We start from the raw sequence: 17,169 nt of genomic DNA on the forward strand, positions 1-17,169 counted from the left end.
ATTGACTTGATTCGAAAATGATTCGTCGGTCGAAAGAGAGCCACGTCTCGGGCGGGTGAAGGAGATCGAATGTCCGCTTGTTTCTGCCATGTTTCGGAAAGGGAAACCTGCCCGACAGCGGAAATGCGTGGAACGACGTTGCGCGGGTTTGTCGCCTGCAGCGTGACAGGCGTTTTTTCCCTGATGTTCTCTGTTGTTGCCGTGCCGAATGCTGCGGCTGAAACATTGCTCTGGACAGGTTCCGGTGGGGGTGACTGGTTTACGGGCGCTGACTGGGGCCCGTCGCGTCATGTGCCGGGTGCCGGCGATGATGTCATGATCAATAGCTTCGGACCGGCAATCACGATAGGCACAAACGCCGAAGCCCATGAACTGTCGATTGGTGTCAATGTTGGCGGCGTCGGCACGCTGGTGGTGGAAGGCGGCCTTCGGACGAATTCGTTTGACCTCGGTATAGCCAATGGATCGTCCGGAACCGCGACCTTTTCGGGTGCGAACTGGGTGAATGCCGGTGCAGTCTCTGTCGGCGGTAACGGTATAGGCGACCTTCGTTTGCTGCACGGCACGACGGCGTCTTCCAAGGACATCCTTATTGGCGGGATCGGAGCGGGAAACGGCTCACTCACGCTCGACAATTCGTCCAGCCTCACAAGTTCCGGTACTGTTTCCGTGGGCAACACCGGCAGCGCGTTGCCTTCCGGCGGTAACGGCAGTCTGAACGTACTAGCCGCCAGCACTCTGGAAAGCAGAGTGGGCGTTCTGGCCGAGGATGTGGGTACGACGGGAAACGCGCTCGTTTCCGGCAAAGATAGCCGCTGGAACGTAACGAACGGTATGGTGGTCGGCGACGCTGGTGTCGGTACGCTCACCATCACCGGCGGTGGAGCCGTCATCAGCCAAACGACGACGATAATCGCCAATCTGGCTTCGGCGGATGGAAGCGCCGTCACGGTCAGCCGTCTCGGCTCTTCGCTGCAAAGCGGCGATACATTGATGGTCGGCAATGGAGGTGCTGGGACGCTTCGGGTCGAGGCAGCGGGAACGGTCAACAGCTTTGACGCGGTTATCGGTCGCCATTCGGAAAGCTCGGCGACGGTGATCGGCGACGGTTCGAAATGGACGACGGGCGATCTGCAGGTCGGCGGCGACATCTCCGATCCGAATGGTCCAGCCGGCAACGGCACACTCAACGTCACGGCGGGCGGCTCGGTGCAAAGCACAAAGGCGCGCCTTGGCGTCGTCGCGGGCGCAACCGGCGCTGCCGTCGTGGATGGGCAGGGCTCGGTCTGGACGGTTGGTGGCGGCAATCTCGAAGTGGGGGCAACCGGCACGGGTTCATTGGCTGTTACCGGCGGCGGCCTTGTCGATGCGGCAAATACCATCATCGGGACGAATGGCGGCGGCACCGGCTCCGCCACGGTGTCCGGGGCTGGCAGCACGTTGCAAAGCCGCGGCGATCTTCATGTCGGCCTCGACGGTAATGGATCCATGACTGTCGGGGCTGGGGGCACGGTGGAGAGCCGTGACGGATATGTCGCGACCCGTGGCGCCTCCGCTTCGGCCGTCACCGTGACTGGCGGCGGATCGAGCTGGACGATGACCGGCACGTTTTTCGTCGGATACGGCAGCGGGACTGCCGGAGAGGTGACGGTGAGCGCCGGCGGCGGCATCCGCGCGGCGTCGGTTCTGCTCGGTGAATTTGCCGGTTCCTCCGGCACGATGACGATTACCGGTGCAGGTTCGAACGTCACCGCCTATGTCGACAATCGCTCGGCTATTTCCGGTTCCGTGAATGTCGGTTTCGAGGGATCCGGCAATTTGACCGTCACGAATGGCGCCTCGCTCCATGCCTACGAACTTTATGTCGGCAGTGAGGTCGGATCGAACGGCAGGGTGGTGGTCAGCGGCGCGGGATCTCGTGTCGTCGCCGACGATCTTATGGTCGCGGGCATCGCCGGAAACGGTTCCGTGGAGGTGACAGGCGGTGCCTCGCTTGCTGCCCCAACCATTCTCATCGCCATGGATGCAGGGTCGACAGGGGTTTTGAACATCGGCGCGGCGGCCGGGCAAACGGCTCGTTCGGCCGGTGCGGTGGAAGCGCGTACGATCGCCTTCGGTGCTGGTAATGGCAGCGTTGTTTTTAACCATTCCGAGACCGGCTATGTGCTTTCCGCCGATATTTCCGGGGCAGGTCGCGTTGTTGCGGAAAGCGGCGTCACGACACTTGCCGGCAATAACAGCTATTCAGGCGGCACCACGATTTCGAGTGGTACGCTGAAGGGAAACGCGAAAAGTTTCGGCTCGGGTGGGATCGCCAACAATGCGCAACTGGTCGTTGACGGGGCGGGCACGCTTTCCAATGCCATCAACGGTACCGGCGCCTTTGAAAAGACCGGCGACGGCAATCTGGTCCTGACCGGAAACAGCACCTATACCGGCGTCACCGAAGTTTCGTCCGGAAAGCTCAGCGTCAACGGTTCGCTTGCCAGCGCCGTCTCGGTCGGCAGCGGCGCGACGCTTGGCGGTTCCGGTACCATTGGCGGCCTGACCGTGAGGTCGGGCGGCACGCTTGCGCCCGGCAATTCCATCGGCACGCTGACTTCCACAGGTAATGCGACATTTGCCAGCGGCTCGACCTATGCCGTCGAAATCGATGCTGCCGGCAACTCCGACAGGCTTGCCGTGACCGGCACGGTCACCATCGACAATGATGTGAGCCTCATCGTCACGCCGCTTGAGAGGCATTCGGCCTACAGCCTCGGCACCCGATACACGATCCTGACAGCGACAGGCGGGATTAGCGGCACATTCTCAAGCATTGACGGAAATTTCGCCTATCTGACCACCAAGGCCGCAAAGAGCGCCGACAATGGCACCGCCTACCTGTCTTTCGGCCTCGCATCGCAGGACGCCGGCTTTCTTGCCGCCGGGACATCGACGGCGAATGCACACGCGGCCGCCAATGCCGTCGAGGCGCTGGGAGAAGCCTCGCCAGTCTACGGGGCGGCCGTGTTTATGGGGCGGGGTGAAACGCAATCCGCCTTCTCGCAGCTTGCCGGGGAAATCCATCCCTCACTCGCCATGGCGCTGATCAATCGCAGTGGCCAGACCCGCGATGTCATTCTCAACCGGCTGCGCAGCGCCTTTGAAGGTGTCGATGCGCGCCCGATCTTGCCGGTTGCCTATGCGCAGGGCGAGCCGGACCCGTTCAACCTCAATGATGGGTCACTGACATTCTGGTCCAGCGGTTTCGGTTCGCGTGGACGGACAGATGGCGACGGTAATGGTTCGTCGGTCGATACCAAGGGCGGCGGCGCTCTTTTCGGTCTCGATGGAGACTTGGGCAATAGCTGGCGCGCCGGGGTGGCAGCCGGTTACGGGCGCGATGCCATCAGTCAGGCTGCGCTCGGCGCGACTGCTGATGTGGATAGCTATTATCTGGCCGCCTATGCGGGCACAGCTGTCGGCCCGGCATCTCTGCGCTTTGGCGCAATCCACGCCTTTCAGGATGTCGAAACTCGCCGGGCGATTTCGTTTTCGACGTTGAAGGAAGAGCTTGCCGCCAGCTACAACGCCTCGACCACGCAGGTCTTTACTGAGGCCGCCTGGCGTTTCGATTTCGACCTTACCCATATCGAGCCTTATGCCAATATCGGCTACGTGAGCACTCATACGGATGCTTTCCGGGAGACGGGCGGCATCGCTGCCGTTTCTTCCGGCTCCGAAAACCATGGTCAACTCTATTCGACGCTCGGCGCGCGCGTCACGCGCGATATCGCCCTTGAGGGAATGCTTGGCCGCGCGATGTTCGATGTGGCATGGCGTCATACCTATGGTGATCCGACGCTTGCGAGCACATTGTTCTACGAGGGCGGGAGTGCCTTTTCCGTCACGAGTGCCGCGACAGCGCGCGACGTAGCATTGCTGAATTTGGGGCTGAGCTATGACCTCAATCCCTCCGCCACTTTGACATTCCGTTACGGTGCGGTTTTCGGGGCAGGTGTGCTGGATCAATCCGCCTTTGCCGAACTGGGAGTTCGTTTCTGATGAAACGCGGTCAAAACATGCTCTGGAAGACGGCTCTCGCGGTGCTCCTGTCCGCCGGAGTGACGGCAGGCGATGCAAATGCGCAAGAGGCGGTAAAGACCACTGCACCTTTGCACGAGGTTCACGGAAGCTGGCAGCTTGCCTGCGCGGCGCCTGCGAAAAAAGATGGTGCCGACGCCAAAACTCCGGTGGCGGAGGCGGTAAAACCGCTCTGCGCCATCGCACAGGTCCAGCTAGAGGAAAAGACGCGCAAGCTGGTCGTCTCCGTCGAGTTCCGGCTTGATGATAGCGGTACGTCGGACAAGCTTTCCGGCACCATCGTCATGCCTTTCGGCCTTGCCGTCACTAAGCTATTTTCGGTAAAATCCGGAAATGTGAGGCTCCAGGAAGTTCAGGTCAGCACCTGCCTGCCGGTGGGCTGCATCGTTTCCTTCACGCCGTTCGTCGAGCTGGTCTCTGCGTTGAAGGCGGGGCAAACCCTGACGATAGAGGCTCCTGATCTGCAAGGCCGAACGGTTTCGTTCCAGTTGCAGGGGCAGGGATTTTCCGAGGCGTTGGAGCGCCTCGGAAGCTTGCATTAGAGCATTCAGGCCGCGACGGAATCGGGTTCGCTCGCACCTTCCGGCTTTTGCGGTTCGGCATGTTTTTCGACCGATTTCTTGCGCGAAAACAGTCCGGTGAGGTAGGTGCCCAAACGGTCCATTTCCACGAAGATGACCGGGGTGATGAACAACGTCAGCAATTGCGAGACGATAAGACCGCCGACCACGGCGACGCCGAGCGGTTGGCGCAATTCAGAGCTGGCGCCGGAGCCAAGCGCGATGGGCAGGGCGCCCAGCAACGCGCAGAAAGTCGTCATCATGATCGGCCGGAAACGGCGCACGCAGGCTTCGTGAATGGCGCGGGTGGGCGGTTCGCCCTCTTCGCGTATCAGTTCAACCGCCACGTCGATCATCATGATCGCGTTTTTCTTGACGATACCAATCAGCATCAACAGGCCGATGAGCGCGATGATCGAGAAATCCATGCCCATCACCTTCAGCGCCACCAGCGCACCGAAGGCCGCCGCCGGCAGGCCGGAAAGGATGGTCAGCGGATGGATGAAGCTCTCGTAGAGCACGCCCAGCACCACATAGATGGTCAGCACCGCCGCCAGAATGAGGATGCCGGTATTACCCTGGCTCTGCTGGAAGATCGCCGCCGTGCCGCCATAGCTGGTGAAGACGTCCTGCGGCAGGCCGATGGTGGTTTTGATCTGGTCGATGCGGCTCGTTGCATCCGAAAGCGCCACGCCATCCGGCAGATTGAAGGAGACCGTGGTGGAAACAAGCTGGCCCGTCTGGTTGATGGTGACTGGTGCTTGCGTGCGGGTGAGGGTGGCGAAGTTGGAAAGCGGAACCAGAGCGCCCGATTTTGCCGAGAGAATGTTGATGTCGCTGAGGAAATCGTCATTCCATTGTTTCGAGCTGTCGAACTCCACAATCACGTCGTAGCTGTCGCCGGTCGACTGTATCTGTGCCGCGGTATAACCACCGAACGACATTTCCAAGGTCTTGCGCAGCTGATCGTTGGTGATGCCGAAGGCGGCGGCCTTTTCCGGGTCGACCGAGATCGTGGCGGCGATTGCGCCGTTCTGGGCGTCGGAGGTGACAGCGGTGAACGTGTGGTCGCGGCGCATCGCCTCCATCAGCTTGTTCGACCATTCATTGGTCGAGTCGGCATTCAGGCCCTGAATGACGAGCTGGTATTGGCTCGCGGAGCTGCGTCCGCCCAAACGCAGGCTCTGCTGCGGATTGATATAGGTGCGGATGCCCGCCACCTTCGACGTGGCCTGCCCCAGTTCCGCCAGTACCTGGCTGAGCGGTGCGCGCTCTTCCTTGGGTTTCAGCTCGACGAACATCGAGCCGTTATTCAGCGGATTGCGGGAATTGCCGCCGACGGTGGAGGTGACATGCACCACGGCCGGGTTCTTGCGGATCTGATCAGCCACCTGCGCCTGAAGATCACGCATCGCGGTATAGGAAATGTCCTCGCGCGCCTGCGTTGATACGGAAAGACGGCCGATATCCTCCTGCGGGAAGAAGCTGGAGGGCAGGGTTTCGAACAAATAGAGCGAAGCCGCAACCGATGCCAGGAACGCGCCCAGAACCACGCGGCGATGGGAAAGACACCAGCCGACGGCGTTGCCATAGAGGCGAAGCGTGCGCTCGAAGCCGGCATCGAACCAGCGGATGATCGCCGGCGGTCTGGAGGACTGGCCGGAAAGCCGCGAGGCGAGCATCGGCGTGACGGTCAGGGAAACCAGCGCCGACGCCATGATCGCCAGCGTGACGACCATGCCGAATTCGTTGAACAGCCTGCCGATTACCCCGCCCATCAACAGAATGGGAATGAACACCGCAACCAGCGAAATGGACATGGACAGAATGGTGCCGCTGACTTCCGCCGCGCCCTGAAGGGCCGCCTCGCGCATCGTCAGGCCCTTTTCTTCATGCAGTCGCAGGATGTTTTCCAGCATGACGATCGCATCGTCCACCACAAGCCCGACCGACAAGGTCAGTCCGAGTAGCGAGATGTTGTCGATACTGTATCCCAGAACATACATGGCGCCGAAGGCGGTGATCAGTGACAGCGGCACGGCAAGGCCCGGAATGATGGTTGCCGTCAGATGCCCGGTGAAGAGATAAATGACTGCAACCACCAGCCCGATGGTGAGGAGCAACGTGAACTGCACGTCGGAGATCGCGTCCTTAATTGCGGTCGACGCGTCGTTCATGACGTTGATATTGACCGAGGGCGGCAATTGCTGGCGCAGCGCCGGTAACTTGGCCCTGATGGCATCCACCACGTCCACGGTGTTGGCGTCCGGCTGGCGCTGCACGGCAAGAACGATTGCCTGTTCGCCGTCGAACCAGCTGCCGGCATTAGGGTTGTCGATGCTGTCGGTGACATTGGCGATATCGCCGAGATGGATGGATGCGCCGTTGCTTGTCGCCACGACCAGCGAGCGGAAGGCCGCCGCGTCGGTGCGCTGGGTATCGGCCTCGATCGTCAGGCGCTGGTTATCGTTCTGCAATGCGCCCACGGGCACCTGATTGTTCGCCTGCGCGATGGCGGTTGTGACGGTATCGACGCCGAGCCCTCTTGCCTGAAGCTGCGACGGGTCGAGGCCGATGCGCACGGCATAGGTCTGCGCGCCGTAGATACTCACCTGCGCGACGCCGGAAATGGTCGAAAGCAGCGGCGAGATGATATTCTCGGCGATTTCGTCCACCTTGCTGGTCGGCATTTCCTTGCTGTTGATGGCAAGCAGCAGCACCGGCGCATCGGCCGGGTTGGTCTTGCGGTAACTCGGCGTCGTCGTCATGTTGCTCGGCAACTGCCGCTGCGCACGCGAGATTGCGGCCTGCACATCGGCTGCCGCGGCGTCGATGTCACGGTTGAGATCGAACTGCAGCACGATGGAGCTGTTGCCCAGCGTGTTGGTGGCGCTGATTTCGCTGACGCCTGGAATGGTCTCGAACTGCTTGACCAGTGGCGTGGTGACTGATGTGGCCATGGTTTGCGGCGAAGCGCCCGACAGCGACGACGAGACGCTGATCGTCGGAAAATCGACTTTCGGCAATGCGGCGACGGGTAGCAGGCGGAAACCGGCAAGCCCCGCGAGCACGAGGCCTATGGCGAGAAGGGTGGTTGCGACGGGGCGGTTGATGCAGAAATTCGGGATCATGGGTTACCAACCTGTTCCTGCTGCGGAATATTGGCGGCCAGATTGGCGGCCGCGCCACCCTTGTCGGAGAATTGCTCGACCACCTGCTGGCCGTCGGCAAGTCCCGATTGGCCTTCGATGATCACATGCTCGCCGCCGGACAGGCCACCTGCAATGGCGGTGAGATCGCCGTTCGAGCGGGCGACTTCCACGGTTGTCATATGGACGCGGTGATCGCCATCGACAGTGTAGACGAAATTGCCCTTTGGTCCCGGCCGCACGGCAACCGTCGGCACGACGATCATTTCCTCGTCCGAGACGAAATGGGCAGTGACATTGACGGACTGGCCGGGCCACAACAGGCCGCGATCGTTCTTGAATTCCGCTTTGGCAAGCACGGTTCCAGATGTCTGGTCCACGACGTTGTCGTAAAAACGCAGCATGCCGCTCATGGGTTCGCCGCCGGTCGCTGCCGGGTCGACGTCCACCGCGGTGTCCTTCTGGACGCCTTCGCGCAATTGCGGCAGGTAACGCTGCGGCAGGCGGAAACTGACCGAGATGGGGTCGTATTTCGTGATTGTCACAATATTGATGCCGGCGCTGAGATAGGCGCCGGGGCTGACGGTGATATCGCCGAGCCGCCCGTCGAAGGGCGCGCGGATCTCCATATGTTCGAGAGTCACCTGGTCGGAAGCGAGCGCTGCCTTGTCGGCATCGATCTTGGCGGCGGCGGAATCCCGCGCTGCCCGTGCCTGATCCAGCACCTGCTGGGACTCTGCACTCTGCTTGACGAGATTGACGGCGCGCTGGAAGGCGGCCTCCGTCTGTTCCAGCGTTGCCTGATCGGCGGCGATATTGGCCTTGTCCTTGTCGACGGCCGCACGGGCGATACGGTCATCCATCTTGAGGATCAGATCGCCCGCCTTGATGTGCTGGCCGTCCTTCGCCGAGATTTCCGTGACGAGACCGGCCTGAAGCGGCGCAATATTGGTGATGTCGGCCGCAACCGCCCATCCCGTCGCCGTTGCGTCCATCGGCAGCGTCGCCTTGTTGACGGCGATGGTGCTGACGGTAGGAGGGCCGCCATTGCGCCGCCCGCTGCCCTGTCTTTGGCCTGTCTGCTGGGTCGCTTGACCGTTCTGTGACGGTTGCCCCTTCTTGGCCGTAGATCCATCGGCCGTTGCCGTTTCAGCCTGTGGCGAAACGCTGGCGAATTGTTTGAGATAGGGAATTTGATCCAGCGGCAGGCGATCTTTAAAATACCACGCGCCGGCGGCTGCGATGGCGAGAACGCTGAGGGCGGTCCATAAACGTTTCATCTGACGGTTCCGCAAAATGAGAGCAATACATGTTTCCCGAACATGTGCGGTAAGCCGTGGGAGCAGCTTTCCTCCCACAAGACACCCAATGCGCTGCAAAATCACCTTAAACTTTTGTAATGGCGGCGACAATGTCGGCCTCGATGTTGCCTTGCGAAACAAGGGGCGCAGCGATTTTCAGAATATGCCGGTCGCAAGGCTTAACGCGCGACGGTGGATCTTGCCTGATCTGTTTCCGGCCAAAAGAAAAAGCCGCCTCGTTTCCGGGGCGGCTTTGAACAGGAGCTTCGAGTTGCCGAGGATCAGAACGCCCGGATGGCGTTGCGTGTCGCAAGCACATCGTCGGAGACGTTGCCTGCCGTTGCGGGAACGGAGCCGACGAGATCCAGGAACTTGTAAAGTTCGGTGGCCTGCGAGTTGGTGACGTAGATGATATCGCGATCCTGCATCGGGAATTTCGTGGTGGCGAAGAAGGTTGACGGATCGCGCAGGTTGGCGCGGAAGATGACCGGAACTTCCTGCCCCGGGAACTTGGACATGTTGATGCCAAGTTTCACGAGAAGATCGCGTTTGACGGTACGATAGACATAGACCTGCGCAGGGTCTGCGCGGGAATCGAGCAATCCGCCGGCCTTGCCGAGCGCATCTGAGAGCTTGAGAGCGGCATCTTCGAATTCGAAACGACCATTGAGACCGGAAGCGCCGAAGGCGAGATAGGTACGGCGTTCACGCTCCACCATGACCGTGTCGCCCGGAACGACATAGATGTTTTCGGAGGGCGTGCTGACAAGGTGATTGTAGTTGACGCGTGCGGTCTTCCCGCGACGGATCAGCGTGACATAGGATTCGATATTCGGAGCGCTGAGGCCTTTTGCATAGGAGATAACGTCGAGAACGCGATCGCCCGCTTCCGAAAGCTGGACCTTCGTCGGTTCCTTGACGTCGCCAAGCACGGATGCCTGCGCGGAGCGGCTGGAGATCTTGGTGATGAGGACCTGCGGTTCGATGGCGCGGTTGGCCAGACGCTCTTCGATTTCGCGCTGCACATCCTCGACATTGCGGCCGATCGCACGGATCTTGCCGGCATAGGGAACACTGATATTGCCTTCCCGGTCCACCGTCTGGTTCGGCAGGCTGATGAAGTTGCCGGGACGGCTGCCCGCATCGTTTGGAATGAACAGGCCGCCCGCCTGACTTTCGAAGATTGCGACCTGCACCACATCGCCAACACCCATCGGCAACGCCGGAACGCCACCCTTGCCGCCGCCGAAACTGCCGAGCAGGGTGGCTGTGGTGGTGTCGCCGACATAGTTCAGAACGGAACTGTTGATGTCGATAAGAGCGTAATCAACGCCCGCGGTTTTCTGCTTGTCCTTGGAACCGAACTTTACTGAAGCGTTGGATTCAATGGTTGCTGCATCGGGGCCGGATGCCGCGGTGACCGTGCAACCCGTCAGTGCTGCAGAGGCAAGCAGAATCGAAACATTCAATAAACGCATTTGGTCCTCAAAATAAATTTTGTCCGAAAAACAGAAACAAACCGGACGTCGTATAAGTTTTAAAAAATAAGCACTTCATAATTGACACCGGTAAATGAAATCTCAACCGGGCATTACATCCGTTCAGCAGAATCGCATCCCGAAATATTCACGCTTGTATCAGGCATATGCCTAATTTCAGGCGATGCTTCAAGTTCGACCATCGCTCAATTGCGCCGGAAAATCCGTAACATGCGCAATATTCATGATCCCGAGTGGTGTCAGTATCGTTGCTCTTCAATATTTAGTGGACGCCATAATCACTGCGATTGCTGCATAGCGCTAGTGCAGTTTTGTCACGCTTGCCCGGTTTCTTTCATGTTTGACTTGAATACGGGTTATTTATTTGTTTTAAAAAGATTTTTTCCTGCGTTAGCGATTACCCGTCAGACTCTGTGATCGGTCTGCGGTGTCCGTTTTGCGCTGACGGTGGGCCGAGGCGGGCAGAGCCACCCATTCATGGATCCCGAAACGGATAGCGGCCATCTGGACAATGGCCGGCAGGGCAACGCCAATGACCGTTGTGATCGCCAATAAGCTCGCCGTGTCCGTTACGTGGAGCAGTTTCACCGCGACGGCCCGGCCAAAGCCGATGGCGATGATATGCATCACATAGACGCCGACGGATAACTGGCCGAGTATCTTGAACATCGATGAAATTGCGCTTTCGCGAATAACCAGTGCGCGTGAAATTGCGATAACCAGAAATATGCCGAGGATTGCGGATATGAAAGGAAGCCGTTCGGGAATTTCGGTTTGCCACGAGAAATAGGTGGAAATTGCAAAGGCGGCCAGAAGCGCGAGAAATGAGCGCACCGTATATCGCCTCTGCTGAAAGCCATATTGTTTGGCGACAATTCCCAGTGTGAAATAGCTGAACCCGTAGGCGATATCCCATAGGACCGGCTGGCTCTGCAGATAGAAAACTGCGAACAGGGCGAGCGCGATTGCCATGCGGACAAGGGCGGGTACCTGCACGAACACATATGATGCAAGCTGGCAGAAAAACAGCGCGTAGAGAAACCAGAAGGGACTGATCGGGTTCCACAGGACTTCGAGGACTCTGGTGAAATCGATGGTCGTGTTGGTGAGACCAAAGTGCCCCATCGCCACCATCAGGCTGCCATGCAGGAGTGACCAGAACAGATAGGGATAAGCGATATTCTTTCCGAGCTTGGCGAGAAAATTCTTCGGAGCGGCATTTTCCCCGGAGAAAAACAGTCCCGACACGAAGAAAAAAAACGGCATATGGAAGGTGTAGATTGCATAGTCAACAAAGCCCATGGGGCTGAAATGCGGCGGCGCGCCAGAACCATTTAGCCCTCTTTCCGCATGGCCGAAGACGACAAGGACTATACACAGGCCTTTGGCAACATCGTAGCTGTTGTCACGCGACTTTTTAGGTTCCATGCAAGCGCTCAATATGAGTTTTTGTGGACGGGCTCTTGCCGAGCGCTACTTGTCATCAAGCCCGCTCAGCCAGCGCGAAATTCACGGTATCGGCAAATTCCCGCAGGAAGCGTTCACTTGAAAAGCGGGCGGCATTGTCGACGCAGGCATTCTTGTCGAAACTGTCAGAATTATCGACAAACTCCTGCACCGCAGCGCAGATAGCCTCAGGTGTTTGTTCACGGAAATAAAGCCCGGTTGGCTGATTGGAGGCGCCAAGTGGAACCACAGTCTCTAGTACGCCGCCTTTTCCGTAGGCGATGACGGGTGTTCCTAGCGCTTGCGACTCAACCGGAACGATGCCGAAATCGTCTTCGGCCGCGAAGACGAATGCCTTGGCTTCCGCCATGTATTTATGAAGCTCCTCATTGCCGACGAAGCCGAGGATTTCGACATTGGGTGTGGCGATTTCCCTGATGCGTTTCATGTCCGGCCCGTCGCCGATGACGACCAGTCGTCTGTCAGGCATTTTTGCAAAGGCTTCAACGATGAGGTGGACCTTTTTATAGGGTACCAGCCGCGAAGCCGTGACGAAATAATCGCCCTTCCGGTCGGAAGGGAAAAGATGGGAGGTATCCACGGGCGGATAAATCACGGTGGAGTCGCGTCCGTAGCATTTTCGAACCCGGCTACGGATGAATTTGGAATTGACCGTCATCAGATCGACGCCGTTGGCAGTGCGGATGTCCCACATGCGAATATAGTGAAGAACGGCACGGGCGATCCAGGAGGCTAAACCACGATTGAGCTTCGATTCCTTCAGGTACTGATGCTGAAGATCCCAGGCATAACGGATGGGGCTATGGATGTAGGAGACGTGAAACTGGCCGGGACCGGTGATGACGCCCTTGGCGACGGCGTAGCTTGAGGAAATCACCAGATCGTAACCGCTGAGATCGAATTGCTCGATGGCGAGCGGCATCAGCGGCAGATAGGAGCGATATTTTTTCCGGGCGAATGGCAGCTTCTGGATGAAGGAGGTGTTGACCGGCCTGCCGCCGAGAAAGCCCCGGTCTCGATCGCTCATGAAATCAACGAGGCAATAGAGATCCGCGTGAGGATAAATTTCAAGAAGGTTGTGAAGCACTTTTTCGGCCCCACCTCTGTCGGTGAGCCAGTCATGCACGATTGCCGTCTTCATGATTTCCTCAATAATTTCAACGTAATAAAAAATTTATGGACCGCCTTGGAATAAAACTCGGCGGCTTGGAATATCAGGTCTGTCTGCAGCCCTTAAAAACACGGCTGGCGAAGGCGAATAAGGTAACGATTAATAAGAATGCGAGGTAAGGTCTGTCGTAATCTGGTCTTGCTCTGATCCTCAATAGCACTTTGTTCGCAAATGCGAAATATCCAGCCCTCTTAATTCTCCACCTTCGTTTTCCCGCCGAACGCCGTCGTGATTCCCGCCGTGCCTGCCGGAAGCGATTGTTCTCGCCGCGCACCGTGTTTCGGGTGAAACGGCCGCATTTTCATCGCCTTACGTTCTGTTTTCGCCTCCTGCGAAGACCTGTCTCCCATTTTGCCGATCCCCGAAATCCGTCGTCGTGCCGCATTGTCATTGACAAGGCGTCTTATCGAGATATTCTGTTATAAAGATTGATATAACATAATAATAGAATACGTAAGATCGGAACGAAGAGCTGGGAGCTTAACAATGAGACGTAAACTTGCATTTCTCGCCACCGCCGCTTTGCTGCTTGCGCCGGGTGTGATGATGGCTGCGGACAAGGGCGGCGTGATCAATGTCGCCACGATCGGCGAGCCACCGACGCTTGATCCAATGGCCTCGACGGCCGATCTCGTCGGTATCGTCACGCAGCATATTTTCGAAACGCTTTATACCTTCGACAAGGGCTGGAAAGTGACGCCGCTTCTGGCAGAAAGCCTGCCCGAGATTGGTGCTGACGGTAAAACCTACACGATCAAGCTGCGGCAGGGCATCAAGTTTCATGACGGCAGCGACATGACCTCGGAAGATGTCGTCGCCTCGCTTGGCCGCTGGATGAAGATCGCCTCGCGTGGCAAGCAGGCCGCCGGTTTCATCGACAATATTTCGGCACCCGATGCAGCAACAGTGACGATCACCCTCAAGCAGCCCTATGCACCGCTGACTTCCCTGCTTGCTTTCAACAACTCCGCAGCCATCATTCTTCCGGCTGAAAAGCAGGCCGAGCCGATGGCCGAATTCATCGGCACCGGTCCTTACATGCTGAAGGAGCGCAAGGCCGACCAATATATCCAGCTCGTTCGTTTCGATGGTTATAAGTCTCGCAGCGGCGAAAGCGATGGTTACGGTGGCGCGCGCCATCAATACCTGGATGAAATCCGCTTCGTTCCGGTTCCTGACCCGAATACCCGTGTCGAGGCCGCCGTTTCCGGCCAGTATGATTATGTCGATTCCATTCCGGTCGAATCCTTCGACAAGGTGAAGTCTTCCTCGGCGTCGCAGCCGCTGATGCTGAAACCTTTCGGTTTCCCGGTCTTCGTGTTCAACACCAAGGAGGGGCTGTCTTCCAAGCTTGAGGTGCGCAAGGCGGTAACCGAGGCGCTGAACATGGAAGACATGCTGGCAGCCGCTTTCGGTAGCAAGGATTTTTACGCGCTTGATGGCGCTTATTATCCCGGCAATTTCTCCTGGCACACGGAAGACGGCGTCGAGGGCAATTACAACGTCGGCAACCCGGAAGCCGCTGCTGAAAAGCTCAAAGCGGCCGGTTATAATGGCGAGCCGCTGCGCATCCTCACCAGCCGCCAGTATGAGTTCCACTACAAGATGGCGCAGGTCGCCGCGGAATATCTGAAGCTTGCCGGCTTCAAGGTGGATATGCAGGTGGTGGACTGGGCGACGCTGACGCAGCGCCGCGCCGACCCGAAGCTGTGGGACATCTATATCAGCCACAGCCCCTTCCTGCCGGAACCGGCGCTGATGGGCGCGTTGTCCACCAGTTCGCCGGGCTGGTGGGATACGCCGGCGCGCAAGGCGGCGGTTGATGCCTTCACCTCGGAAGCCGATCCGGACAAGCGCATCGCGCTCTGGGCCAATGTGCAGAAGACGATCTATGCCGAGCTGCCGCTCATCAAGATCGGTGACTTCAACGCCGTGGCGGCCAGGTCCAACAAGCTGGAAGGCGTCGATCCGGCTCCATGGCCGTATTTCTGGAACGCTTCGGTCACGAAGTAATATTGCCATGGCAAACGGGTGCCGGGCTGCCGGCACCCTTCAGCAGCTTCGCTTCAACTGTCGCGCATGAGCGGTCCGCCGCTTGTGCCACCGGGAGCCTTTATTCGTGATACGGTATATTTTCCAGAGACTTGCCGGAATGATCGTGGTGATGTTCCTCGTCGTCACCATCGTTTTCGTCATCCTGCGCGTCACCCCCGGAGATCCGGCCGCGGTGATGCTTGGGCCGGATGCCTCGGCGCAGGACATTGCGGAACTGCGCACCCGGCTGGGTCTCGATCAATCTCTTGGCGTGCAATATGTCTATTATATCGGCCAATTGCTGAAGGGCGATCTCGGCCAGTCGATCTTTCTCAACATGCCGGTGGGTTCTGCCCTTCTGGACCGTGCGGAACCGACCTTCTTCCTGACGATCTTTTCGCTGCTGATCGCCAGTGCTATCGCGCTTCCCATCGGCATCTATGCCGCTTACCGGCGCGGTTCCTTCGTGGATCAGGCTGCGACCACCATTGCGATGCTGGCGGCGAGTATTCCGAGCTTCTGGCTCGGCCTCATCCTCATGCAGTTCTTCGCCGTGCGGCTCGATATGTTCCCGGTGTCGGGTTATGGCGGGCCGGGTGCTAGCTTCATGGAGCGCATGTACCACCTGACCTTGCCGGCAATCGCTCTCGGCCTCGTTTCCTCAGCCCTCATTCTGCGTTTCACCCGCGCCTCGATGCTGGATGTTCTTGGCGACGATTATGTTCGCACCGCCAGAGCCAAGGGCGTGAAGGAGCGCCGGGTGGTGATGAAACACGCGCTGAAGAACGCGCTCATTCCCATCCTCACCGTACTTGGTCTGACCGCCGCCGTGCTGATTTCCGGCGCGGTCGTCACGGAAACCGTTTTCGGTCTGCCGGGCGTCGGCAATCTCGTCGTCTCGGCCGTTCTCCGGCGCGATTATCCGGTCATCCAGGGCGCGCTTCTCGTCATCGCCGGGCTTTACGTGCTCATCAATTTTGCAATCGACATGCTTTATCTGCTGGTCGATCCGAGGGTTCGTTACTGATGGCCGATATTGTTTCCACCGTCCCGCCGGCACGCAACCCGACCGTCCTGTTCATTCGGCGTCTTCTGAAGCGCAAGACGGTCGCTGCCGGTCTGATCGTGCTGCTGGTCTTCGTGTTGCTCGCCGTTTTCGCACCGATGATCGCGCCTTATTCACCGTCGAAACTGTCGATCGTGAACCGCCTGAAACCGCCGAGCGAACTCTACTGGTTCGGCACCGACGAGTTCGGCCGCGACGTCTTTTCCCGCACCATCTTTGCCGGAAGGCTGTCGCTTCTGGTGGGGGCCGCCGTGGTGGCGCTCTCGGCGCTGATCGGCATCACGCTCGGCCTGCTCGCCGGTTTCTTCCAGAAGCTGGACACGCCAATCGCCCGGCTGATCGACGCCATGATGGCATTTCCGGATATTCTGCTGGCCATCGCACTGGTGGCCGCTCTCGGCCCATCGCTGACGACGGTCATCATCGCGCTTGCCGTTGTTTATTCACCGCGTCTTGCCCGCATCGTGCGCGCCTCGACGCTGGTAATCCGGGAACTGCCCTATGTGGAAGCGGCGAAGGCACTCGGCATCTCCACCTTCCACATCATGACGCGGCATGTGCTGCGCAATCTGATCTCGCCGATCCTCGTGCAATGCACCTTCCTTTTCGCCAGCGCCATGTTGGCTGAGGCTGGCCTTTCATTCCTGGGGCTTGGTGTCAGCCCCGAAATTCCGACCTGGGGAACCATGATCTCCGCCGGCCGCCAATATATCGGCCAGGCGGACTGGATGACCTATTTCCCCGGCTTTGCCATCATTCTTTCCGTGCTCTCGCTGCAAATGGTCGGCGATGGGCTGCGGGACATGCTCGACCCAAGACTGCGAAGGGATTTGTAA

At 58.8% G+C, this 17,169-nt stretch carries 10 protein-coding genes; 5 read left to right on the top strand and 5 right to left on the bottom strand.

Translation table 11 applies throughout. The features are described from left to right. Positions 1–69: 69 nt before the first annotated feature. The gene (locus tag RBH10_RS08110; RefSeq protein WP_281037492.1) at positions 70–4,047 is read left to right on the top strand and encodes an autotransporter domain-containing protein; all 3,978 of its coding nucleotides are present in this window, start codon (positions 70–72) and stop codon (positions 4,045–4,047) included. Next, positions 4,047–4,628, top strand: a complete 582-nt coding sequence (locus tag RBH10_RS08115; protein ID WP_281037491.1) for an invasion associated locus B family protein — start codon at positions 4,047–4,049, stop codon at positions 4,626–4,628. Before RBH10_RS08110 ends, RBH10_RS08115 begins: the two co-directional genes overlap by 1 nt. Positions 4,629–4,633: 5 nt before the next feature. On the opposite strand, the gene RBH10_RS08120 is transcribed toward RBH10_RS08115, so the two are convergent. From RBH10_RS08120 to RBH10_RS08140, 5 genes are all read right to left on the bottom strand, one after another. Next, positions 4,634–7,777 carry an efflux RND transporter permease subunit gene (locus RBH10_RS08120; protein WP_281037490.1) on the bottom strand — a complete coding sequence of 1,048 codons (3,144 nt, stop codon included), beginning with the start codon at positions 7,775–7,777 and terminating at the stop codon, positions 4,634–4,636. Continuing rightward, positions 7,774–9,075 carry an efflux RND transporter periplasmic adaptor subunit gene (locus RBH10_RS08125; protein WP_281037489.1) on the bottom strand — a complete coding sequence of 434 codons (1,302 nt, stop codon included), beginning with the start codon at positions 9,073–9,075 and terminating at the stop codon, positions 7,774–7,776. The genes RBH10_RS08120 and RBH10_RS08125 overlap by 4 nt, the downstream gene beginning before the upstream one ends. Before the next feature lie 302 nt (positions 9,076–9,377). Next, complete coding sequence (locus tag RBH10_RS08130) at positions 9,378–10,574, bottom strand: polysaccharide biosynthesis/export family protein (RefSeq protein WP_281037488.1); 1,197 nt, start codon at positions 10,572–10,574, stop codon at positions 9,378–9,380. A gap of 411 nt (positions 10,575–10,985) precedes the next feature. Beyond that, positions 10,986–12,023 (bottom strand): acyltransferase family protein, encoded by a 1,038-nt coding sequence (locus RBH10_RS08135; protein ID WP_281037487.1) that lies wholly within the window; start codon positions 12,021–12,023, stop codon positions 10,986–10,988. A 55-nt stretch (positions 12,024–12,078) separates the two neighbouring features. Then, entirely contained in the window at positions 12,079–13,203 is a 1,125-nt protein-coding gene (locus RBH10_RS08140) for a glycosyltransferase family 4 protein (RefSeq protein ID WP_281037486.1), read from the bottom strand. A gap of 516 nt (positions 13,204–13,719) precedes the next feature. Between RBH10_RS08140 and RBH10_RS08145 the strand changes: the two genes are divergently transcribed. The 3 genes from RBH10_RS08145 (at position 13,720) to RBH10_RS08155 (ending at position 17,169) form a co-directional block, all read left to right on the top strand. After that, positions 13,720–15,246: an ABC transporter substrate-binding protein gene (locus RBH10_RS08145; RefSeq protein WP_281037485.1), complete on the top strand. Its 1,527-nt coding sequence runs from the start codon at positions 13,720–13,722 to the stop codon at positions 15,244–15,246. A gap of 106 nt (positions 15,247–15,352) precedes the next feature. Next, positions 15,353–16,294, top strand: coding sequence for an ABC transporter permease (locus RBH10_RS08150; protein WP_045020724.1), 942 nt, complete (start codon positions 15,353–15,355; stop codon positions 16,292–16,294). Continuing rightward, the gene (locus tag RBH10_RS08155; RefSeq protein WP_281037484.1) at positions 16,294–17,169 is read left to right on the top strand and encodes an ABC transporter permease; all 876 of its coding nucleotides are present in this window, start codon (positions 16,294–16,296) and stop codon (positions 17,167–17,169) included. Before RBH10_RS08150 ends, RBH10_RS08155 begins: the two co-directional genes overlap by 1 nt.

It is taken from the genome of Rhizobium sp. AN73, assembly GCF_030757975.1.
In the GTDB taxonomy this organism is placed as follows: domain Bacteria; phylum Pseudomonadota; class Alphaproteobacteria; order Rhizobiales; family Rhizobiaceae; genus Agrobacterium; species Agrobacterium arsenijevicii.